Annotated in this window: 25 protein-coding genes; 5 read left to right on the top strand and 20 right to left on the bottom strand. The window is 58.2% G+C overall.

What is annotated here, in order from left to right:
- Position 1: 1 nt before the first annotated feature.
- The 20 genes from IF205_RS15120 to IF205_RS15025 form a co-directional block, all read right to left on the bottom strand.
- Complete coding sequence (locus tag IF205_RS15120; protein WP_259780187.1) at positions 2-1,267, bottom strand: adenosylmethionine--8-amino-7-oxononanoate transaminase; 1,266 nt, start codon at positions 1,265-1,267, stop codon at positions 2-4.
- A 10-nt stretch (positions 1,268-1,277) separates the two neighbouring features.
- Entirely contained in the window at positions 1,278-1,916 is a 639-nt protein-coding gene (gene bioD, locus IF205_RS15115) for a dethiobiotin synthase (protein ID WP_259780186.1), read from the bottom strand.
- Complete coding sequence (locus tag IF205_RS15110; protein ID WP_259780185.1) at positions 1,913-3,064, bottom strand: 8-amino-7-oxononanoate synthase; 1,152 nt, start codon at positions 3,062-3,064, stop codon at positions 1,913-1,915. Before IF205_RS15110 ends, bioD begins: the two co-directional genes overlap by 4 nt.
- Entirely contained in the window at positions 2,997-4,031 is a 1,035-nt protein-coding gene (bioB, locus tag IF205_RS15105) for a biotin synthase BioB (RefSeq protein ID WP_259780184.1), read from the bottom strand. Before bioB ends, IF205_RS15110 begins: the two co-directional genes overlap by 68 nt.
- A 164-nt stretch (positions 4,032-4,195) precedes the next feature.
- Entirely contained in the window at positions 4,196-4,375 is a 180-nt protein-coding gene (locus tag IF205_RS15100; RefSeq protein ID WP_259780183.1) for a hypothetical protein, read from the bottom strand.
- Positions 4,376-4,464: 89 nt separating this feature from the next.
- Positions 4,465-6,123: a DUF4384 domain-containing protein gene (locus IF205_RS15095; protein WP_259780182.1), complete on the bottom strand. Its 1,659-nt coding sequence runs from the start codon at positions 6,121-6,123 to the stop codon at positions 4,465-4,467.
- A gap of 13 nt (positions 6,124-6,136) precedes the next feature.
- Positions 6,137-6,676 (bottom strand): OmpA family protein, encoded by a 540-nt coding sequence (locus tag IF205_RS15090; RefSeq protein WP_259780181.1) that lies wholly within the window; start codon positions 6,674-6,676, stop codon positions 6,137-6,139.
- Positions 6,677-6,724: 48 nt separating this feature from the next.
- Entirely contained in the window at positions 6,725-7,417 is a 693-nt protein-coding gene (locus IF205_RS15085) for a hypothetical protein (protein ID WP_259780180.1), read from the bottom strand.
- Positions 7,414-8,628, bottom strand: a complete 1,215-nt coding sequence (locus IF205_RS15080) for a hypothetical protein (protein WP_259780179.1) — start codon at positions 8,626-8,628, stop codon at positions 7,414-7,416. Before IF205_RS15080 ends, IF205_RS15085 begins: the two co-directional genes overlap by 4 nt.
- Before the next feature lie 4 nt (positions 8,629-8,632).
- The gene (locus tag IF205_RS15075; protein WP_259780178.1) at positions 8,633-9,256 is read right to left on the bottom strand and encodes a hypothetical protein; all 624 of its coding nucleotides are present in this window, start codon (positions 9,254-9,256) and stop codon (positions 8,633-8,635) included.
- A gap of 18 nt (positions 9,257-9,274) precedes the next feature.
- A complete protein-coding gene (locus IF205_RS15070) occupies positions 9,275-9,787 on the bottom strand; it encodes a hypothetical protein (protein WP_259780177.1) in 513 nt (170 codons plus the stop codon).
- Between the two features lie 4 nt (positions 9,788-9,791).
- Positions 9,792-10,178: a hypothetical protein gene (locus IF205_RS15065; protein WP_259780176.1), complete on the bottom strand. Its 387-nt coding sequence runs from the start codon at positions 10,176-10,178 to the stop codon at positions 9,792-9,794.
- Between the two features lie 19 nt (positions 10,179-10,197).
- Positions 10,198-11,091, bottom strand: coding sequence for a hypothetical protein (locus IF205_RS15060; RefSeq protein ID WP_259780175.1), 894 nt, complete (start codon positions 11,089-11,091; stop codon positions 10,198-10,200).
- Between the two features lie 28 nt (positions 11,092-11,119).
- The gene (locus IF205_RS15055; RefSeq protein ID WP_259780174.1) at positions 11,120-11,713 is read right to left on the bottom strand and encodes a hypothetical protein; all 594 of its coding nucleotides are present in this window, start codon (positions 11,711-11,713) and stop codon (positions 11,120-11,122) included.
- Positions 11,714-11,861: 148 nt separating this feature from the next.
- Complete coding sequence (locus IF205_RS15050) at positions 11,862-12,857, bottom strand: hypothetical protein (protein ID WP_259780173.1); 996 nt, start codon at positions 12,855-12,857, stop codon at positions 11,862-11,864.
- Between the two features lie 68 nt (positions 12,858-12,925).
- On the bottom strand, positions 12,926-13,801 hold the full coding sequence (locus IF205_RS15045) for a methyltransferase domain-containing protein (RefSeq protein ID WP_259780172.1): 876 nt from the start codon (positions 13,799-13,801) through the stop codon (positions 12,926-12,928).
- A 22-nt stretch (positions 13,802-13,823) separates the two neighbouring features.
- The gene (locus tag IF205_RS15040) at positions 13,824-14,309 is read right to left on the bottom strand and encodes a cold-shock protein (protein ID WP_259780171.1); all 486 of its coding nucleotides are present in this window, start codon (positions 14,307-14,309) and stop codon (positions 13,824-13,826) included.
- Positions 14,310-14,636: 327 nt separating this feature from the next.
- Positions 14,637-15,332, bottom strand: a complete 696-nt coding sequence (locus tag IF205_RS15035) for a glutathione binding-like protein (protein WP_259780170.1) — start codon at positions 15,330-15,332, stop codon at positions 14,637-14,639.
- 39 nt (positions 15,333-15,371) lie between these two features.
- Complete coding sequence (locus IF205_RS15030; RefSeq protein WP_259780169.1) at positions 15,372-16,070, bottom strand: glutathione S-transferase family protein; 699 nt, start codon at positions 16,068-16,070, stop codon at positions 15,372-15,374.
- A gap of 155 nt (positions 16,071-16,225) precedes the next feature.
- Positions 16,226-17,248 (bottom strand): hypothetical protein, encoded by a 1,023-nt coding sequence (locus IF205_RS15025; RefSeq protein ID WP_259780168.1) that lies wholly within the window; start codon positions 17,246-17,248, stop codon positions 16,226-16,228.
- Positions 17,249-17,563: 315 nt separating this feature from the next.
- Here IF205_RS15025 and IF205_RS15020 point away from each other — a divergent pair, with 315 nt between their 5' ends.
- From IF205_RS15020 to IF205_RS15000, 5 genes are all read left to right on the top strand, one after another.
- Positions 17,564-18,007 carry a hypothetical protein gene (locus IF205_RS15020; RefSeq protein ID WP_259780167.1) on the top strand — a complete coding sequence of 148 codons (444 nt, stop codon included), beginning with the start codon at positions 17,564-17,566 and terminating at the stop codon, positions 18,005-18,007.
- Positions 18,004-18,897, top strand: coding sequence for a lytic transglycosylase domain-containing protein (locus tag IF205_RS15015; RefSeq protein ID WP_259780166.1), 894 nt, complete (start codon positions 18,004-18,006; stop codon positions 18,895-18,897). The genes IF205_RS15020 and IF205_RS15015 overlap by 4 nt, the downstream gene beginning before the upstream one ends.
- 170 nt (positions 18,898-19,067) lie before the next feature.
- Positions 19,068-20,540: a hypothetical protein gene (locus tag IF205_RS15010; protein WP_259780165.1), complete on the top strand. Its 1,473-nt coding sequence runs from the start codon at positions 19,068-19,070 to the stop codon at positions 20,538-20,540.
- Positions 20,537-21,106: a hypothetical protein gene (locus IF205_RS15005; RefSeq protein WP_259780164.1), complete on the top strand. Its 570-nt coding sequence runs from the start codon at positions 20,537-20,539 to the stop codon at positions 21,104-21,106. The genes IF205_RS15010 and IF205_RS15005 overlap by 4 nt, the downstream gene beginning before the upstream one ends.
- Positions 21,103-22,476, top strand: a complete 1,374-nt coding sequence (locus IF205_RS15000) for a hypothetical protein (protein WP_259780163.1) — start codon at positions 21,103-21,105, stop codon at positions 22,474-22,476. The genes IF205_RS15005 and IF205_RS15000 overlap by 4 nt, the downstream gene beginning before the upstream one ends.
- Positions 22,477-22,618: the final 142 nt, after the last annotated feature.

Genomic DNA, 22,618 nt, shown 5'->3' with positions numbered 1-22,618 from the left:
GTCACACCAGATCGGCCCCGCTGCGGATGGCGTCATACATTTCGTTCAGGTCGGATTCCGTGACGCAATAGGGCGGCAGGATATAGACCGTGTTGCCCAGCGGGCGCATCAGAATGCCGTTTTCCTGGAAATGCCGATAGAGTTTCGGTGCGATATCAGAGAGATAGCCCTCATCCTTCACCTTGATATCGAGGGCGACGATGGTGCCGGTCTGGCGGCGGTTTTCGAACCGGTCGTCGTCATCCAGGCTTTTCAGGAAGGCGCGGTGGCTGTCGGCGATGAAGTTGATGCGTTGCTGTACCGGTTCATCCTGCCAGATTCTAAGGTTCTCCGCTGCGGCTGCACAGGCAACCGGGTTGGCGGTATAGGAACTGGAATGGAAGAAGGTTTTGGACCGGTCTTCGGAATAATGCGCGTCGAAAATCTTTTCGTGGCACAACGTCACGGCCAGCGGCAGCGACCCGCCGGTAATGCCTTTGGAATAGCAGGCGATATCCGGCACCACATCGGCCTGCTCACAGGCAAAGGGTGTGCCCGTGCGGCCCCAACCGGTCATGACCTCATCGGCAATGAACAGCGCGCCATGCTTCCGGCAAAGCGCGTGCATTTCCTTCAACACCCAGGCTGGATACATCAACATCCCGCCTGCGCCCAGGACCAACGGCTCCACGATCAGGGCGGCGGTTTCGTCGTCCGCGGAGAGAGCCTTTTCCAGTGCGTCCAGCGTCAGTTGCTCGCTGCCTTTTTCAGGAAAGGGGATACTGTCCACGGTGAACAGAAGCGGGTCATAGGGCTTGTTGAAGACACCGCGTTCACCGACCGACATGGTGCCGATGGTGTCGCCGTGATAGCTGTGTTCCATCACGATGATCTTGTGGCGGCTGGAGCCCACATGATGCCAATAGCCCAGCGCCATTTTCAGCGCCACCTCGACGGCGGTGGAGCCGCTGTCGGAAAAGAAGACATAGTCCAGCCCGTCCGGCGTCATATTCAACAGGCCTTCCGCGACGGCCTCCGCCGGGTCGTGGGTGTAGCCCGCGAAGATCACCTGATCCAGTTTGGCAATCTGGTCCTGCACGGCCTTCTGGATGCGCGGGTGGCAATGGCCGTGGGTGGTGACCCACCAGGAGGATATGCCGTCAATCAGGCGCTTTCCGTCCTTGGTATAGAGATAGGCCCCTTCGCCCCGGTCGATATGGGTCATCTCCGGGAAAAGCGCATGTTGCGTAAACGGGTGCCAGATAGGCGAGGTCTTTTTGCTCGGCATGGGAGGCTCCTTACTGGAAGTCGTTCATGTCGAAATGGGCGTCAAAGGCCTGGGTCAGGCTGTCCGGGTTGATATCTGCCAGGATCGGCAGACGGCCCAGTTTCTTGACGCCGGCGAAATCTATGATGGTGCATTCGCTGTCGGCATTTTCGTCGCCGATGAATGCAATGCCGTGGATCGGGATGTTGCGCGCCTTGAGCGCCTCCACCGACAGCAGGCTGTGGTTGATCGTGCCAAGTGCCGTTCGGGCGCACAGGATGACCGGTAGTCCCCAGTCCTTGAAGGCGTCGATGGTAAGCTTGTCCCGTGTCAACGGCACCAGTAACCCTCCAGCCCCTTCGGCGATCAGCGGCAACGGCCGACCGGTGAGGTCCTGTGCCTGTGGGGCGAGTTTCGTGCAATCAATCTCCACCCCGTCCAGTTCTGCCGACAGATGCGGGGAGGCCGGCGTGTTCAGCCTGTAGGCCTCCGGCAGGAAATGGTCGTCCGGCAGGCCGGTCAGGCGTTGCACCCTGGCAGTGTCGGTTTCCTCTTCCAGCCCGCTTTGGACCGGCTTGAAATAGGTGCCTTTCAGGGCAAGGGTGAGGGTGGCGGAAAAGACGGTTTTGCCGATTTCCGTATCCGTACCGGTTACGATGAAACCATTCATGCGTTTCTATCCTTCCAGGCGTCCTGCAAACAGTCGAGCATGGCGCCGATATCGTCTTTACTGGCGTTGAGGGTGATGGAGATACGCAGGCGGGCAGTGCCTTCCGGTACTGTCGGCGGGCGGATGGCGCGCACATCAAAGCCATTGTTTTGCAGATGATTTGCCAGGGATACCGCGTTGCCGTCTGACCCGACCACCACAGGCAATATCTGGCTGAGAGTACGGTCCGCGCCGTCAATGCGCTGCAGGCGATCATGGGCGAAAGCGATGCGTTCCTTAAGGTCGTCGATCCGCTGCGGTTCGTCTTCCAGGACCGATATCGCCTCCGCAATGGCGACCGCCATAAGCGGCGAGGGTGCGGTGGTGAAGATGAAGGATCGCGCGCAATTGACCATATAATCCGCCAGCAGGGCGGGTACTGTCACCAGCGCCCCGGCGGCTCCCAGGCCCTTGCCGCAGGTATGAAGGCTGATCAGATTTTCACGGCCCTCATAGGCGGCGGCGAGGCCGCGGCCATTGGGGCCATGCACGGCGGTGCCATGGGCCTCGTCCACCACCAGATGGCAGCCATGACGGTCGGCGATATCCATCAAGGCGTCCAGTGGGGCGAAATCGCCGTCCATGCTGTAGACGCTTTCCACCACGATCCAGATATTGTCCTTACCAACTGCGCGCCAGCGTTTGACCTCTTCTTCAAAGCTTTGCGGGTCGTTGTGCCGCGCCTTGCCGGATTTGGCGAGGGAGGCACGGATGCCTTCCTTGCCGCTGGCGTGCATCAATTCGTCAAAGATAATGGCGTCGCGCCGTTGGGGCAGGGTGGCGAAAATGGCGAAATTGGCGAGATAGCCTGTCGCCATGAACAGCGTGCGTTCTGACCCGAAGAAGCTGGCGGCCTTGGTTTCCAGCGCCTCAATGGCTTCATGGTTGCCGCGCAACAGGCGCGATCCACCGGACCCGACATCAATGCCGTCTTCCAGCGCGGAAATCAGCTTTTCACGCAGGCGCGGATGGGACTTCAGCCCCAAATAGTCATTGGAGCTGAAATCGATCCCGCTTGTCGGTCTTAATGATCTTAGTCGGTCACGCGACGCAAGTTGCTGTAGCGTCGTCCGATAGATTCTGTCGTTTATCGTCTTCTGCTTTGGCATTGCAGGGCGTTTCCTCCGGTTTCAGGCCGAGCTTTTCGAAAAGCTGGCTGTCTGCCTCCGTTTCCGGATTGGCGGCGGTCAGGAGTTTTTCCCCGTAGAAGATGGAGTTTGCACCGGCGAAGAAGCAAAGCGCCTGCATCTCGTCGCTCATGTTTTCGCGACCGGCAGACAGACGCACATGGGATACCGGCATCAGGATGCGGGCAACCGCAATGGTGCGGACGAAATCGATCGGGTCGACGGCCTCGGCATTCTCCAGCGGCGTGCCCTTGATGCGGATCAGCAGGTTGATCGGCACGCTTTCCGGATGGACGTCCATATTGGCCAGTTCACGCAACAGCATGGCGCGGTCGTGTTCGGCCTCGCCCATGCCCATGATCCCGCCACAGCAGACCTTGATGTTGGCATCGCGCACATGGGACAGAGTATCCAGACGGTCCTGATAGGTCCGCGTGGTGATGATCTTTTCGTAATGGTCGCGGGAGGTGTCCAGGTTGTGGTTGTAATAATCCAACCCGGCCTCGCTCAACTCCTGCGCCTGTTCGGGGCTGAGCGAACCCAGCGTCACGCAGGTCTCCAGCCCCATATCCTTCACGCCCTTGACCATTTCCAGGACATAGGGGAAGTCGCGCTTGTTCGGATTTTTCCAGGCAGCGCCCATGCAGAAACGGGTCGCACCCTTTTCCTTGGCCTGGCGCGCGTCGTTGAGCACGCGCTCCACTTCCATCATCTTTTCTTTTTCAAGGCCGGTATTGTAATGCGCACTTTGCGGACAATAGGCGCAGTCCTCCGGGCAGGACCCGGTCTTGATCGACAAAAGCGTGCTGACCTGGACTTCATTCGGGTCGAAGTTTTCCCGATGAATGCACTGGGCCTTGAACAGAAGATCCATGAAAGGAAGCTGAAAGAGATCCATGACCTCTTTGCTGGTCCAGTCATGGCGGATGACGGTCTGGGAATTGCTCATGTTCTTAACGCTCGCCCTGTCGTTAATCCTTGTAGCCTTTTGGCTATTGGGCAGCGGTTATAGACAGCACAAAACACGCTGTCTAGTGATCGTCGCCCGATTATTATCGTAATCGACGTAAACCTGACAGGCCGAAAAAGCGTTGTTTCCCTGAAATCAGCGCTTTAGTGGTGCGCGCCCTGAACCCAGGCCACGGCAAGGCTTTTAATGGTTGCCGGGGAATAATCACTGTGACGCAGGCGGATGATATTTTCCACGGCCTTCAGGGCGTCTTCGTGCAGGTGGCCTTTCTCCCGCAGCTGACGGTAGGCGGTGGTCGCCGCCTCCTGGCAGTTACAGCTCATCTTCTCGATCCTTGTCCATCTATTATCGCTATTACAGACGATACTAGCGTTCGGATCATGGCAGTTCTTTGACCAGGATCAAAGCGGACTTATCGACGCACCTGATAGGGCAGGAATTCAAGGGCGATCCGGCTGACGTCCGTTCGGGCCAGCGCATTGAAGAAATGGCTGCCGTCGACGGAGACAGTCATGGTCTCGGACAGGCTCTCTCCCGCCATGGGGGCGAGGGCGGTAAAGTCGATCGGCTTGGTGCTGGCGACGACGATCAGGGCCTCGTGGTCTTCCGGGTTCTGAAGGCCGGGCAAAGGCATGGAGAGGATATCCCCCTGTCCCGGTTCCGGTAACAGCAGCGGTGCATTCGGCTCGACCGCCAGGGACGGGGATTGCGGGGAAGGATACAGCCGGACCACACGATTGTCGGCCCCCCAGGAGAATAACCCGATGAAGGTGGTGGCTGAACTGCTTAAGTCTACATAGATCGGCTCCATGGCCTTGAATGTCGATTTGTTCAGCTTGGCCTGGATGTCGGGATGTATAACGCTGCCGATGGGGATGACACGGGCGCGCAACTCAATTGTGACCTTGTCATCGGCATCGCTCACCAATTCGACAAAGCGTTCTTCCGTGGGGATGCCCTTGTTCAGGCTGTGGGCCAGAATAGAGGCTGCATCGGCTTCGGAGCGTATGATGTCAACCGCTGGCCCCGACAGGCCGAGTGCCTGCGCCACCACGCGGGCGCGCGCCAGGTTGCGTGCGGCGCGCAGGGCCGCATCCCGGTCCAGTTTCTCAGACAGTATTGCCTCGCCGACGGCCTGATAGACCTTGTCCCGCATGCCTGTCGTGGGGGCGATATCCTTGGGCAGGGAGGGGATACTGATTTTGGCGGAACCTTTTGCAACGGATTGTCCGTCGGCCTTCAATGCCACCAGCAATTCCGCCGTCTCCTTGTCCAACCGGTAAAAGGTACCGGTCAGCCGGTAGACCGTGTTTGCCTCGGGCGGTGGCGTTGCAGCATCGCTCAGGGCCTTTTCCCGGTCGTAGGCAGCAAGGGCCTCTTGCCGTGTTTTTGCTGTTTGTGTCTCGACCTGTGTGGCCAGTTGGCGGCCAAGCCAGGCACCGAGATCGGTTTGAGTGCCCCGGTTATGATCGCGGATGACGATGTGTTCGATCCGTTTCATGTCCGGCGTGCGGCGGCTCAGGCTTTCTGCCAGTTGGCTCAGCGCCAGTTCATAGGGCTGTACCCCGGCGGCTGCGGCGTCCACGGCCAGCACGACCTGCGCGCGGCCGAGGGTGGTTGTTTCGTGCAGGTCCGTGGCGTTACAGGCGAGGTTGACGCCACGGGGATGCGGGGTCGGCGTACAGATAATCTCAATATCGGCACGGGCGGCGGCCAGCAGTTCTTCCATGTCGGCCTCATAGAATTCTTCGCGGGACCGCTGGATTTTCAGCAGGTTCGTGCGGTCGACAAAAACATGCGCACCGTGGCTGGCCTTGAAAAAGGCGTCGAACAGATCGTTGTAAATCTTGTCCGCGACGGCCTGGGGCATGTCGGTTTCATTGTCGAAGAAGGGCCGGATGGCAATTTTGCTTCCTTCGGGCACATCAAGGAGGATGTCGACGGCGGCTTTATACAACAGCCGCTTGCTGTCGGTTGCCTGTGCGGGAGCCGTGGCGAGCGCCATAAGCGCGGCCCCTGTCAGTGCGGCTGACAGGCAGGCCGAATATTTCCCCCGAAGTCTTCGCATCATGCCCTGTGGCCCATCAATTGATTGCCTGCGTTGCGCCTTCGACCGGTGCGTCGCCACCCTCTTCGTTGACCGGCCGTGTTGTGACAATCTCCACCCGGCGGTTGCGGGCCGCGTTGGGGGATTCACTGTCCAGCAATCGGGTCTCGCCGAAACCCTTGGCGGTCAGCAGCTCTGCCGTCAGGTTAAAATTCCCCAGCAGATAGTCGCGCACGGATTGCGCACGCCTTTCCGACAGGGCCATGTTGTAGTCGGCGCTGCCGCTGGCATCGGTGTGACCGTTGACGCTGACTTCCAATCCTGACAGTTCCGGGGATTGCAGGGCTTCTCCGAGATATGTGAGTTGCTTTTCCGCCTCCGGCGTCAATGCCGCGGAATTCAGCTTGAAGGGGATGTGAAGATTGACGAAACGGACCTCACCGGTCACCGGTGTCAGTTCCCCGATCAGCGTCCGCGTATCCAGCAATGGATTGGTGTCGTCTGACAGGGCCGGCACGGTCCAGGCAAAGCTTGCCAGGAATGCCGCTGAAATCAGGTGTTTCGTGAGTGTCTTCAATTTATTTCCCCTTACGGTGCAATAAGATAGAGAGGGCCCGGGGACCGGTCAATGCAGCAGCGCACTAAAACGCGTCTGGCGCATATCGGGCAGGGTCGCCACGATGCGCCGGGCGACATCATCGGCCAGGGACAGGGATATATCGTCGTCCGCGGCAAAGCTGCTTGCCTCAAACAGGGACATGACGGCACCGACCGGCGATAGCGGTAATCCGCCGTTGGACCGGTCCGCCACATGGCGGGCTTTCCAGAGCGCGACATCGCCCATGGTGCCGGTGATTGCGACTTCCACGCCCAAGGCCTTGCGCGTCCAGAAGACCAGATAGTTGTCATCCCCGCCCCAGGGCTGGATCAGGGCAAAATAACGGCATTTTGTAATATTGGCATAACGTTCGCGGTCTTTCTCCTGCGACAGGTCCAGCGCCAGTTGGCGCGTCAGGGCATTGCGGTCCCGCCGGTCGATCACTTCCGTCACTTTCATTTGCAGATGACGCGCGACGGCATCTTCCACTGCCAGTTGCTTCGCCAGGTTTTCCTTGCTGTCTGACGAGGCGGGCAGGACAGTGACACAGTCGATGTTGTCCCGGTAGAAGTCGTCAGTGATTTCCACCTCGACTGTGCGGTTTAGAGACACGGCAGAGTTGTCGCCTTTGCCATAGGACACATATTGTGTGGTCAGGCATGCGGACAAAAGCAGGCTGCTGGCGGTAATGGTCAACAAGGTCGTCGTATAGGTCATCATACGTCTCCACACCGTCGGACGGGGGCGACGGCGATGGTTTCGGAATAGGAAGTCCCGTCTATAATGATATTGGTGACTTCCAATCCTCCGCCCACCATTTGGTAGGCTGCGTGAATAGTCTTTATTCCCCGATAGTTGTTCCCGGTGATTGTCTGCAGCCCGCCGAGGATTGCCGCATCCACGTTGCGTGGGAAAACGCGTACCAGTTTTCCGCGGTTGCCAAGACCGTGGCGTCGCCGGATCTCCGAGGCGTTCCGCTGCTCTGCGGGAACCGGGCGACCGGCAGGCTGGCGGACAAAGCCGCTATAGCGGTCGATATTGGGCGACCAGGCCTTCCCAACCGGCGATTGCATCGCATAGAGGTGGCCGTCGGTTGTCACAATTGCGTTAACCATCCCAAAGCACTGCTGAAAGCGGTGATAGAGGCGTTCATTTTCGCCTGCGCTTCCCGGCCATGCGATTTCGATGACCGGACCCTGGCCGTGTTCGAGCAGGCGCAGCAGGATACGGCCTGCCTTTGCCTCGGAGCTGTGACGGCTGGCGGTGACGGAAACTCTCTTAGATGGCTTTACCTGATCCACCTGATCCCGCCAGTTCTCATTTGCCCTGTCGTCAGCGGCAGCCAGTTCCCGCGAGGCCGCATTGACCTGCTCGCGCGCCTCTGTGGCAGAGGCAGGCAGGCTGTCCACCATATAGGGCGGTTGCTGGGGTTCATCGGAAGTGTTTGGTTCCGGCGTTTCCGGTTTCTTCGGAACAGGGCGTGGCTTGCGGGCCTGGACAGTCATCTTAACAGGTGGTTTTCCTTTCGTTTCGGTTGGTCTCAGTGATTTAAAGCGTCGAACCGGTTGTGTTGCTGAGGGCCCCTGAACAGGCGGCTGTGCCTTGGGTTTAGGCGGGGTGAGGGGCTTCACCGATACCTTTGCCGATTGGGGGCTCGGTGATGGTATTGCCTCGGGCGTCTGCTTGGGCGCAGGGGACGTCGTGGTCATGGCGGGGGGCGGTGGCAGGGTGACAGCCGCCAGCATCGGTTTGGGGGCCTCTTTTTCAGGAACGGCGGCTGGCTGCTTTTCCGTTGCGGTCGTTTTGTCGGCCTGGGGACCTTGCTTGTGGTCTGTGGGCAGCTTCTGCGGCCAGGCAAGCCAGATCAGTAGTGCCCCCAGAGAGAGGGAACAGGCCATCGACGCAAGATTGGTCCCTTTGCCCATGGCCACGCTACTACTCCCCGGCCTTGTCGAGGAACATCAACTCCATATTCTGGACAAGCGCGTCCAGTTCACGCTGGCGTTCGCGGGGGCTCATCATTTCAGACCCTTCGGCCAGTTGGACCTGCGGTGTTGCTGATTCAACAGGAATTTGCCCTGTCGGTTCTGTCTGTGCCGGGGCCTGTGCCACTTTCGGGCCTTGCGGGTCTTCCATCGGCGTATGGACGACGGGAACGTCCACGGTCATCGTCGGCAGCGGGGGCAGGTCTTCTGCCACCTGCTCTTCAGTCGGCGTTTTCTCCTCGATCATGGAGGTTTGAGCCGGAGCATCGACAATTGCCTTTCGGTCGGCGGTGAGGGCGTCGATCTTCTGTTCCAGTTCCGCAATGCGGCTGGAAAGCTCTTCCTTTGTGCCGCTGGTCACGTCTTCGGAAACCTGTTCGGCGACCAGAGTTGCCGTTTCCTCGATAGCCGGTTTGAGCTTTGCGAGTGTTTCTTCAAGGTCAGGCATTGCGGCAGGGGGGCTGGAAACTGTGGCCTGTGCAGCCTTTTCCGCGCCGGGCCAGTGTATGTCGCCGCCCACGGCCAGATAGATCAGGGCTCCGGCGACGACGATATTGAAGACAAGATACTTCATGGAAAGTCTCCCGATTACTTAGCGCGCAGGCAAACGCAGTGGACGGTTTTTCTTTGCGCGCTGGTGGGCATTGGTGACCATGATCAGTGCCCGCAGCAGGGTTGCCGTTGGCAGGCCAATCACGGTCGTCAGGAAGGCCAGGCTGAATTGCGCCGTCAGATCGCGGATCACCGCCTGAACGGTCTCGGGCGTCAAAGACTGTTCGGCGAGGCTGCCAATGCCCAGGCTGATGCCCAGAAGTGTGAAGGTGAGGGCCAGCGTGGTAATACCGTTGGCGGCGTGAAGTCCGGCTTCCAGCCAGACCTGGCTGTCGCCCTGACGGCGCAGGATATGAACCCAGCAAAACAGGCAGACGCCGACCAGGGTGACGAATAATCCAAGGAAGGCCAGCCCCAGGACCTGTTGCATCCAACTGGCGATGTCATGAACCGACAGCGAGGTCGCCATCGCGGCCACGGCCAGTGTCACCACGATGGCGGCCAGGAGGAGGCTTATGCTTCTGGAGAGGTTGCCCAAGGCAGCGCTAACCATGGGATTAGCGCCGTCCCACGCGGGCATCCATCAGACTGGCCGTGCTGACGCCAATCTGGTCCAGCCACTGGTCCTGCAGGGTGAGGTTTTTTTCCACCGATGCATGGGCCAGGAAGGTCAGGTCGTAGTTGCGGAAGGCGATGCGGACCACGGGGGTGTTCTTGCCCTTGAGGTCATTGTCCCGCAACACCATACGTTCCAGATCCACCAGACGGTGACGGGCGCGGGACAGTTTCTGCTGACGGTCCTGCGCATTGACGCCGGGGTCCAGCATGGTGGCGATCACATCCGCGCGTTCGCGCTCCAGGTTTTCCAGCGATCCGGCCTGTGCTGCCGTCGCCGCGCCCATTCCGATTATGGCGATCAAGGCGATTTGGGTCATGCGTTTCATGATTTTTCTCCCGATTGCGTTAGTTGAGGAAGAGATCGACGTTGTTGGCGACTGTAAGGCTGTCGTCGGTGCTTTCCTCGCCATCCTCGATGCCGAGCTGTTCCTGACTGACATCCTCGGCAAGCGCCAGCGCATCCAGTGCGACCAGCTTGGCCATATAGCCCAGCACCTGTTCCTTCTGGTCCAGCAGGGCGAGGTCTGCCTCGCTGTCTTCGACCAGACGGCGCAGATAATCCTGCTTGCTGACCGGTTCACCGTCGATTTCCGGTTTTTCATTCATGGGGTGGCTGTCGATGGCGGCGGCCAGTTCCTGAATGGCGGCATAGTTTTTGGCGTATTCAACGGAATATTTGCTCTGTTTCGCGCCGGGATCGCCGAACATCTCCAGGTCGACCTGTTCCGAGACATTGTTGAAACGGGCGCGGGCCTCTTCCTGCTGGTCGACAAGTGCCTGTTTTTCAGGTGTCAGACCGCGGTTTTCCCGCTCCAGCTTGCGCAGGAGCTTTTGGTAAAGCTTCAGCCGGGTTTCGGTCTGTTTTCGCTGCAGGTCCTGGCGTTCTCCCATCAGGCGGATGAAGGCCTGCTTCTCTGCCAGGTGCTGGTGACGCAATTCGATTTTCACGTCTCCCTCTGCCGCGTCGGCAGCCTGCGACAGGTCCTGGATCGACTGGCGTTTCATCGAAACCTGCTGATTCAGGTCGTGGAGTGCGCCCGCCAGGGCGGACCCGGCGAAATCCTGGTCGATTGCCTTTTTCAGATAGCTGCTGGGCAGCTTCACCAGCCGTTCACTGGCGGTGGGATTCCAGTCGGGTGTTGCTGCCAATGCCTGGGGTGTCATGCTTGCCAGTGACAGCGCCAGAGCCGTTGCGGCAAGCAGCGACCGGCCCGGATGTTTGGGGTTGCTGTTGGTCATGATAGTCACTCCTTCACGCCGGGGTGGCTCAATTCTGCTGCCAGTAGGTGACACGGCGCATTTCGTCCTTCAGGTCCCGGTTAACATTGAGCGTTGAGAGTTGGCCGTAGTCGGTCTTTTTCTGCCGGCCAAGCAGGGTGCTCATGGTTTCCACAAAGGATGTGCCGTCCGGATAGTAGAGATCGCGGTTGGGGAAGGCCTGCTGGAAGCGCTCGAAATTTGCCTGTGCGCTGACCATATCGCCGCCCTTGATGTAATTCTGAACGCTGAGGCCATAGGCGCGCATGCGTTCCTCGATGGCGACATCGCGGACCTCCGGGCCAAGATTGGCCTCGCATTTGTCGAGCAACCGTGCGCTGGCCAGATATTGACCGGCGGAATGGCCGGTCCGGGCTTTTTCGTCCAGTTCAACGGCCTGGTCGCGGCAATCGCGGAAATCGCGCATGGCGGCGATTTCCTGATAGCGGGCGTCGCGATACCCAATGCCTTCTGCGGCTGGTTGGTCGCCACCGTAGAAGGTGTTGCAGGCGGTGACGGAAAGAAGCACCGCTCCACCTGCGGCTGTCCGGCCCAACCGTTTCAACCCGGTCTTGAGGCTGTTCGGTTTTTTGGTTTCGGTCATCTCGCATTCCTTTCCTTGAGTGCGTTTCCCCGAGGCGCTTTGGCCGGGGCTGATGACCGCTATGAAAGGGGCGGCGTGTTTTTTTGGTCCGAATATAAAAAAGCCCCGGCAGACGCCGGGGCTGGAATAACGAGAGTTGCTGTCAGGGTCAGTGAAAACGGCCCTTGCCACGGGGACGCTGTGGTTTGCCGGAACGCGGCGGCGTGCCGATCGTCTTTTCCACCAGCAGCTCCTGGCCCTGGACAAAAATCCGGACGTCCCGATCGGTGTCAAAGCCCATATCGGCCAGCAGGATATTCAGCCATTTTTCCATCTTTGCCCGGCTGGCGCGGGTTTCATAGTCATACTCGCGCAGGCGGCCGTCTCGGCGGATCAGGTCATGATCCCGATAACCGGGAAATTCGCTGGACATGACGCGCATGATTTCCAGCGCCTCTTCGGTGTCGAAACCTGCAAGGGTGACTTTATAAGTATCACTGTCGCCATAAACCGGGCGGTCGTCATCGTCGGCTGTATCGCGTCGGACGGTATCAAGATCGGCATAGCGGTTAAGCTTGCGGGCCAGCACATTGCCAAGATCCTGTGCCATGGCGCGGGTGCGTTTGCCGATCACGGACGACAGGCAGGCCTGGTCACAGTCTGCCGGGACGCTGAACTTTTCCATCGGCAGTTCGAAGCTGTCCAGAAAGCGGTTGCCGGAAATGTCATAGATCTCGCCATCCAGCCGCGCATGGACGACCGTGCCGTAACCGGCGTCGCGTTGGCTGGTATTGACGCGATAGAGGACCAGGGTTCGTGCACGGGTGGCGGCGGAACCGGAATTGTTCATCAGCTTGGCGGCCTCAACAAGGTCCGATTTGTCCTGGCGGTCATGGAAGCTCCAGCCCATTTTCGCGGCAACGAAATCCTCGTCCCGGATGGTATAACCCTGGCGGGCCATGCTGCCTTTCAATCCGGCGGAGACGCGTTTGTAGACGTCGCTGGACCGGGGCAGGGTATTGGGGCTGGAATCCTCCGCCATGACGACGACAGGGGTCTTTTGGCGGCCATGGAATTCCCCGGGCTGACTGGCACAGGCGCCCAAAAGGGCCACGCCCCCCAGAGCAACCAGTAACCGGCCCGTCTTTAACAGTTTTGATTTCACGACTTCTTCTCCCGGTTTTTCGCAACTGGTATCTGTGGATGCGCTATGAGGGGGATAGACGGCTTTTTTTACGCCGTCTTGTCGGCCGTAACGATTTTGATATGGGCGGCCAGTTGATAATGCAGGCCGTCTTCCGTCACATAAGGGGAGAAGCGGTCCCGGATCAGGTGGTCCAGTTCCTTGCGGGCATCTTCATCGAGATCGCGTAACAAATGCCCGAAGCTCATGTCCAGTTGGGCATGCCAGAAAGTCTGATGAACCTGGACCTTGGGTGAAAAGCGCAGGGATATCTCGCGAATATTGTCGAAGGGTGTCTGGCGCAAAATAGCAGGCAGACTGTCGTCCTCGCCAAACCGGAAAATGGCAAAGTGATGTTCGTCATGCCCCTGATTGAGGAAATCCTCAACGGCGTTGGCCAGAACCGAGAACAGGGTCTGGTCATCGCGCGGGCCCCAGACCATGAAACCGATGCGGCCACCCGGCTTCAGGACGCGCCAGCATTCCACGGCCGCCTTTACGGCATCGGGCACGAACATGATGCCAAAACGGCATGAAATCCGATCTATGATCTCGTCTGGAAAGGGCAGGGCGGTCATGTCTGCTGCGGTGAGCTGTAACCGATGCGGTTCCACCCGTCGGCGCAATCCGTCCAGCATTTCCGGCACAAAATCGGTCGCAATCACCATGCCGTCCGTCCCGACCAGCGAGGCTGCTGTCAGGGCCGGTTCGCCAACGCCGGAGGCCAGGTCGAGAACCGTATGGCCGGGTTCAATGCCGATTTCTTCCAGAAAGGGCCAGTTGAACCGTTCCGCCATGACGGTCATCGGGTTGGACCAGGTTATCCAGTCATCAACCTTTTCCGTCCAATGTGATCGGACAGGATCAACCTGTGCGGCGTCCTGGCTGCTGCTGCCGGATGTTCCATCCCTGTCAGGTCCGGTCATGGTATTCCCCGAGACCGCTGCGTCAGATGGTTTCGATATTCGTGGCCTGCGGACCGCGCGGGCTTTGACGGACTGTCATGCGGACGCGCTGGTCCGGTTCCAAATCCATCACGCCGGAGCGTTCCAGTATTTTGCTGGAAACGAAGACATCCTGGTTGCCCTGATCGGGAGTTACAAAGCCGAAGCCCTTGGAACCATTGAAAAACTTCACGGACCCTTCCTGAACGGCTCCGTCCGGTTCGCTTTCCTGGGTGCTGACCTGGCTCAGGTCTACTTCGTAGATGCTGACAACCTGCCAACCGCGTCGGCTTTCGGCAACGTCACAGACAACCTGCGCCCGTTCCGGCAGGGATTCCATACCGGCATCCGACAGCACGGACCGGTGCAGCAGGGCATCCTTATTGCCCTCTACCGGCGTGACGAAGCCATACCCCTTCTCCAGGTTGAACCACTTAACCACTGCAGGCGCCCGCTCCAATACAAGCGCCGGGGGAAGACGTTTACTCATTCTGCTTACCTAGCTCCAAAACTGTACAGCGGTGACCCCTGGGTGCATTGCGGTTCTCTTCTTTTCATGCCTGATACAGCCCGTGCCGCTCTGTTCTTTACCCGTCACCTCGCATTCGCAGACAACAGCTTAAAGCTGTTTTTGTTTTTTGCGCAATCACATAATGCAAGTTTTCTATGACTATTAAATTACGAAATCGAAATAGGTCACACAACCTATGGTAATTAAAAGTTATCTAATATAAATGTTGGGGTGTAAATTCGAATGAAGCACATAAAAAACGCCCCCGCTGGGTTGCGGGGGCGATAGACTTTTTCCTGAATGGTATCAAGCAACTGTTGCGGCAGTCTGCCCGAACAGGACCTTCTTGTCTTCTTCGGTCATTCCCGGAGTCGGATTGACCTCCTTACCGACCTCATAGGCGCGGATAACGGCCGGGCGTGCGGCCATGCGGTCAAACCAGCGCTTCAGGTGAGGGAATTCGTTGATATCCATGGACTGGCGCTCGTACGGCACGATCCAGGGATAGCTGGCCATATCGGCAATGGAATAGTCACCTGCGATGAAGTCCCGGTCGGCCAGTCGGCGGTTCAGAACAGCATAAAGGCGGCCCGTCTCATTGACGTATCGGTCAATGGCATAGGGGACTTTCTCATTGGCGTATTGGGTGAAGTGATGGTTCTGGCCCAGCATCGGGCCGAGGCCACCCATCTGCCACATCAGCCATTGCTCGACCTCTGCCTGATCGCGCAGGGTCTCGCCACCGAATTTACCGGCCTTGCGGGCAAGGTACTGCAGGATCGCGCCGGATTCGAAAATGCTAACCGGCTCGCCGCCGTCTTCCGGGGCATGATCGACAATGGCGGGCATGCGGTTGTTCGGGGCGATTTTCAGGAAATCGGGTTCGAACTGTTCCCCCTTGCCGATATTGACCGGTTTGATCTGGTAATCCAGGCCGGTTTCTTCCAGGAAAATTGTGATTTTGTGGCCGTTGGGTGTCGGCCAGTAATATAGATCGATCAAGGCAGCCTCCTTGGGATTGAACTTTGAAAATAGATGAAATCAGATGACGGGATAACCCTTGGCCTTGCCTGCCAGCCCGTCGAACAGGTTGAGCATGCGGTCGCGCCAGGCGAAGACCGGATCTTCTTCGGTCAACAGGGCCACCGGGCAGCTACAGCGCGCCCATTGGAAGATTGCGAGTAAAATGTAATCCGCGTAACCGGGATTGGCGCCGCAGATATAATCCTGTTGGGTCAGAACCTGACGCACGGGGCCCAGACTGTCCTGGAAGGCCTGGACCTGCTCTGGGCTGCTATTGGCGAATTCTTCCAGTGACATGCCAAAGCGCTTGGTCCGGGTCTCGATGAAATAGGCCCTGTCCTTTTCATGCAGGTTTTCGGCAAGATCCAGAATGATGATCGGGACCAGTTTTGACCGCAGTGTCTGTTCCACCCAGGTCTGGAAAAAGCGGGCCTGCCCCTTGCTCATTTCGCAGCCAAAGAGAGATGGCTGGTCTGGATAGGCCTCTTCCAGATATTCTGCAATGGCCCATGAATCATGGATTGTTTTGTCACCGTCCTGCAGGACCGGTACAGCGCCCTGGCCGCTATCGGAGATGGCGTCTTTTTCCGTAAACCGCCAAGGGACCGTCTCTACGGGCAAGCCTTTGTGGGCGATCGCCAGTCGGGCGATCCAGCAGTAGGGACTGAAACGGCGGTCGTCTTCCGCACCGGCCAAATCAAACAATTTCAAGGACACTTTGCCCCTCCCGTTACTTTTTGGAACGTTCGTTCAAGTATATGGGACGGGAATTTGTGAATGTCTAGAGGCTTTGGAAAATTCTTCTGGACTGACATCGGATAAGAAAACCCCACCCGTGTCCGGGTGGGGCTTGCCCTGATTGTTGTTGCCTATCAGTTGAAGCGTGAATTCTCGTCGTCGGAGCGCGGGCGGTTAGGGGTGGGGACGATTTTCTCGATCGTGATCTTGCCCGGCTGGACGTCGATGTTGATCTGTTTGTCCACGTCAAAGCCCATGTCGATCAGCAAAATGTTCAACCACTCTTCCAGTTTGGTTACCTTGGCGTTGGTGACATATTCATATTTGCGGACGACGGAACCCTTTTCCAACAATTCGTGAGAGCTGTAGCCGGGGAATTCGTCGGCCATGACGCCGATGATGGCCAGCGCCTCGCGGGTGTCGAAATAGTCCAGTTCCACCGTATAAGGCACCAGCATCTGGCTTTCCGCATAGGAGGGAACGCCGTTGCCGCTGTTGTTGCTGCCGACCGCGGTAGTACCGCCACCGGCCTGGTCTTCATTCAGATAGGAAAGCTTTTTTGCCAGCACGTCACCCAGGTTGCGGGCGATGTCACGGGCCTTGCCGCCGACCACTTCGCTGATGCAGACGGAGTTGCAGTTCGCCGGGGCGGAATAGGCCGCTGGTGCGATCTCGAACGTATCCAGGAAGGTGTTGCTCGCGATGTCATAGATTTCGCCGTCAACCCGGGTCGTAACCTTATTGGCGAAGCTCAGGTCTTTGGATGTGGCATGAATACGGAAAAGGACCATGGCGCGGCTGCGCAGGTTGCCCTGACCGGCGTTATTGGCAAGTTTCGCCGCCTCGATCAGTTCCACTTTGGGGCGGCGGTCGGTGATTTTCCAGCCCAGGTCAGCCGCCATGAACTCCTCGTCGACCATACGGAAATCATAGCGTTGCATGCTGCCCTTCAGGGCGGCCAATACCCGTTTATAGATATCGCTGGACCGTTTGACGGAGGCCGGGTCGGAATCCTCGCCCATGACAATCACGGGGATTTTGCTGCTGTGCTTTTGGGCGAGGGCCGTCTGGGGCGCTGCGCCAAGAGCCATTGCAGCCACACCCAAGGTGGCGGCCATCAGCATTCCCCGCTTCATGTTCTGCATCATCCGTTTCATCGCCGGTATCTCCATTTCGTCGCTGTTTGCGTTGCTGTTGGCCCAAATGAAAAGGCTAGGGCATTTTTTGGGCTCAAGGAGATTTGCAGCGGATGACTCCCCCCTTGCCACGCTTGCACTGCCATCGCTATTCAACAGTTTTTTTCTTTGTCTTTCAATAGTTACGGGGCACACAGCCAGGAACTTCCATCGCAACCGGGAAAAGCCCGTCTCCTGTTTTCATAACCGTCACCGATCACGCCCGTATATCCGGGCATTCAAGCAGAGGTGATGGCAATGGAGCATGTGTCCCAAAGCGCAACAGCAGAAAGTGCAATGACGGAAATTGCCCTGGCGCTTGCCATGGGCTTTTTCGCAATCATGGTTCTGACCATGGTGTCCATGGGGGCGGGACAACCGGAAAGCGCGGAGAAGGCAAAATCCGTTGTCGCGGCGGACCTGATGGCAAATGCAGCCACAGCTCCGAGTGAGGCAACGACCGAGCTTGGCGCTGATGACCAGGTCGTCATCTATTATAAGGACAGTTTCTTTTCCCCCGATATGAAACCGGTGGATATTGCGGGCCTTGCGCCAGAAGGCCGGGTGATCCTGGCCGTTCCCCCGAATCTACCTCTCTCTCAAGCCATTGATATACGCGGACGCTTCAACCGGAAGGATCTGGTGGTTTCGACCCTTGATCAACGCTGGATGAAGGCTCTGGAACAGGCCCCTCAGGTGATGCTTTCCCCCAATTCCCAGCATAAGGAGGACGCAAAATGACCTTGCCTCAAATACAATCCGACCGCTTCCTCGCACGGCTTTTCTTTGTCTTGTTTACCTGTGTCGCGGTTTTCTCCGTGACGATGGCAGCGTTGCTTTCCATGGCGGGGGACGCACAGGCGGCCCGTGCCGACCGGGGCTATAGCCGCGAGGCCATTCAGCGCATGGTCATTCAGGAGGCCAATGCAAATGGCACCGTTCCGGCGGCACTGGCGCTGGCGGTGGCGCGGGTTGAATCCAATTTCAGGGCCGGGGCGGAAAGCGGGGCTGGTGCGCGTGGCGTGATGCAGATCATGCCTGCAACCGCCTGGGGGGAATTCCGGGTGCGGGCGGACCGCCTGTGGGACCCACGGGTGAATATCCGCCTCGGTGTGGAGTATCTCGACCGTCTGTATCACCAGTATGGTCGCCGGTGGGAACTTGCGCTCTCCCATTACAATGGCGGAACGCTGAAGGGGGGCAAGGGCGCCCGGGCAATCCCGCACAGTTATACCCGCAAATATGTTGCCAAGGTTATGGGGCACTGGCGGCAGTTCGAACGTTCCCGGGTGGTTCTTGCTTTGGCCGATGCAAAGCCTGACCTGAAAGTGGTCGAATCCGAAAGCCGTGGACCGGCCTTGTCGGTCTATGACAATCCGGATGCCTACTGGTTGCTGGAAGAACCCCATGCAGACCGGAACTGGCGGGAATATCTGGATGCCGCCGACCGTATTCTGGCAGGCAAGGCCACAGCGGACGATTATAATGTCGCGGATAACGACAGGGCCGGGCAGGCGGATGTCTACCAGCCCTTTGCCCGGCCAGGCCTGCGGGAACGGTTCCGCAACAGCCTGAGGCGCAGCAATCGCCGTTTGAACCCGGTAACGGGCGGGGCGGACCGCTTTATGTAAGGCGATAACAGGCAAGGCGGAAAAGCATAAGCATGCGGTGTTAAAGGGTTTTGCGGTCGGGGGCGTTGTGGCAACATGCCGCCCATCGGCCGTTAACCTTTTTGTTTGTCTGCTTGGTAACCCGGCCGGTTCGTCTTGGGGCAAGTGGGGAATTAGTGCCGGATATGTCTATGGACCGCTTTATTATCGAGGCCGGAATCAGCTCGGGCCTGAAGGAAATTTTCCGGTCGATCGCTGATCAGGATTTCGACGGCCAGCCGAGATTCCGCGACCGCGACTGTCGTGAACTGGCGAAAGTGGTCGCCTGCCGTATCTACGCCAAACCCCTGTTGGAACTTTGTCATTTCGTCCGTGCCGCGGGCCTGTTGGACCGGCGGCGACGTTATGAGAACTTGTTCTGGGCGGTGATCCCCGCAACTCCCGGCAATTTCCGCGACACCCTGGGCCTTTATGAAGCCGCTGCCCCGGAGGGGCTGTCGATCAGCGGCGATGCCGTTGAACTAACTTATCCAGGTGGTTCATTTGCGGTGAAATACGGGCGCATGCCCTTCCTGACCGTGTTGATGGATTTTCTGGTCTCGGCACTTGGCTATGAGCGCTGCGACGAGGCCTTTGCCGGGATCACGACAAAGGATGCAACGGACAAAGATGTTTCCGCCACGGCCAAGGAACTGGCCAAACAGGTTTATCATTTCCTGGATGATCACCTGCCCAGCGTGCAGGAACAGAAGAAGTTTCGCCAGGTTGGTGGCTATCTTGAGGCGCGTTTCGGCCCGGGCTTCACTGCCGGTGACATCGACGATACCTGCATCCTGGAATTCTGGCTGGAGATGTCGGGCCTCGACGGGGAGGAGGGCGGCAATTTTACCGGTTTCCCGACCGCTTTTGATGCCTTCATCCGCTTTGTACAGGCGGTCGACCTGGGAATGCAGTCCAGCAAGGCAGGTTATACCGGTGTGATCGGCAGTGACCGCGAGGCAGGTGAGATCGACCCTGACAGCGTGCAACAACTGGCCGATCTGGTGTTGAACGAAGAGACGAGCCTGTTGGAACGGCTGGCGGAACCGCCGATGGATGCAGTTAAATTCCTGAACAAGCGCGAGACGGAGCTTCTGGCCTATGTCCTGCCGCGCTATACTGAGATTGCCCGCTGGACCCTGTCTTACCTGCGCAGCGAGGTTTTCGGACGTGGACAGGCGCGTCTGTCCCAGGCCCTGCGCAACAAGGTGCTGGCGGATAAACTGCTGGCGCTGATCGAGGAGGCGGCCCCTGAGACCTATCAGGACCGGGTTGCGGCTGTGATGAAGGTCCAGACGTATCTGACAAAGCTTTTGTTGGCCTGTGTTTATGTTTTACGCCGGGCCGAGGCGGAGGAAGACGGCGTGGTTGATTTCGCGACCATGGGAAAAGCTCGCAAGGCCTTTCATAGCATATCCCGGCAAGGGTTTCAGGAAGAGGGACTCGACCAGTCGGAGATTGCCGAGGCATTCGACCTGGCGCCTGATTGCCTGACGCCGATAAACGACCGGGTGGTACAATTGCTTGAGATGCTGAACAGTCATGGCGATCTGGAAGCCGCTTTCGAGGCGGATCGCCCGGTCTTCTCAAAACAGTTCATGACGATTTATGGAGAACCGGTATGACGATGTCCGGTAGCGATCCAAACTGGAAAGACCTGAGCCCCGCAGGACGGGAGGCGGCCGAAAAGGCCTTTGAAATGCTCAGTCATTATGATGGTCTGACGCGAGCCATGCAGGACGACGGGCGCGATGTTGCCCTGACTTTTGCCGATATCTATCGCTATGCGACCGACCCTTTGGCGGATCTGGATCACGATCAGCGCCGTGCGCTGGCACGGGACCCGAAACTGCAGGATGCACTGGAGCGGTTGCTCAGCAAGAATGTGGTCTATCAGTTTCCACGGGTGGCCGCCGCCAGTTCCGGCACGGTCAATGAACGGGAAGGTGATGGCTTTAGAATAAAGCTGAAGGAATCCCGCGCCGATGCCGATCAGGTCTATGTCATCCTGATGCTGGATGATCATGTGGAAGACCTGCCGGTGGCCCTTATGGTGAAAGGAGAGGACGGTAGTTACCTGAAACTGCCGTTGCCGGAAATTGATGGCGGCACGGCCCAGATGTTGGAAGCGTCCGATTCCGCCATTGTACAGGCGTTGCGTGACGTGAAGACGGAGCTTTACCTGCTGTGAACCGTCTGCGTGTCTTTATCGCGACGACCGATGGGCCGTCGGAAATTCAAAGCCTGGTGGAAGAAGACCCGGATATCCGGTCTGTTGTTTGCCTGAATGGCACCACCCAGTCCCTGCCGATCTCAAAAGGCTATGACGCCTTCGTCCGAAAACCTACCGGTGTAATTGAACGTCTGACCGGAAACCGGGTTTACCGCCTGGATGTGTCTCGTCCGATTACCAATGGCAATAGCTGGCAATTGGGGGTTTATCTGGCCCATTGGCTGGAAGGCGAAGGACGGCTTGCCCAACAGAATGAAGATGCAGACGGGATTATCCTCGCAACCGGGCAGGTCAATGCGCGGGATTTGAGCGTTGAGGCGGTGGGCCATATTCCCGAAAAGCTGGCTTCCGCACAGTCGATCATTGATGAAGCATTGGCCGCTGGGCAGGCTCTGACGATTCTCTTGCCAGAAGGTGATGACGGCCCACAGGACGATAGGGCGGTCAGTAAGGTCTCATCTATTGATGACGCCATTGCTCTCCTGCAGGGGACGGAAAAAACCGTTCGGACGTCCGTACCTCAGGCGGAAATTCTGGCACCTGCGGAGCCACCGAAAGAAATACCGAAGAAAAAGGCAGGTCGTCCGGATAACACGCAAGAAACGGCCAAGTCGCGTCGCTTTTTCGCCCGTTTTCTGGGCGGTTCTGCGCTTGTCGTGCTGGCCGGTCTGGCAGCCGGCGGATTCATGCTTTGGCAGGACGGTCCCCAGGAATGGGAAACCCTGCGCGATGATGGCCGTCTGGTCAGCCTCGATCATGCCCTGTCGAATGCACAATGGCCCGCCCTTGCGAAAATCTATCGGGACTATCGTTTCGCCGGTGAAGACCTGCCTGATAATCTGGCGCTGAGCGTGGTGGGAGAGTTCCCGGCGGATGGCGGAAAATGTGCGGGACTTCGATTCCGCGATACAAATACAAAGGTAGAACCGCTTGGGCAGGCGGCCCAGGATGGTGACCTGACCGTTACCGGAAACATCCCCTGCCGGATTTATTTCGAGCTTCAGAATAAAGCGGGAGACACGCGTTATCTCTGGCTGGCTGTCGAGCCGGAAATGGATTACACGCGTTTTCGCGGGCGAGATGAGCGCGGGAAAAGCATTCAACAGGTTGTTGCCCCCGGCGAATCGATCCGTCTCGACATACGCCTGCCGCGTTTCCGGCAGGATCAATTGGACTATCGCATTCGGGCCGCAGCCTACAAAAAAGCGTCCGATGAGATCACGGCCCTTGTTTCCGGGGCGAGACAGCAATCCAAAAAGGAACTGCAAAACCTTGAAAGATATGGGGTTTCCGTTCTCAACTTCACAACGGTTGTGAAGGGGCGATAATGGGCGATCCGGCTGAGCCGGAAAGGGTTCGATATTAAGAGATGAAAGCTCCGTTCTTGACTTGAGGAAGTGAGCCGCTATCTCTTGCCTCATAACCGGCCAAACTGTCGAGGGGCCGGAATAAGGAATAGAAATCTTAAGG

The sequence above is a fragment of the Aestuariispira ectoiniformans genome, from assembly GCF_025136295.1.
Taxonomy (GTDB): Bacteria; Pseudomonadota; Alphaproteobacteria; order UBA8366; family Aestuariispiraceae; genus Aestuariispira_A; species Aestuariispira_A ectoiniformans.
This window is presented reverse-complemented; position numbering and strand designations above follow the sequence as displayed.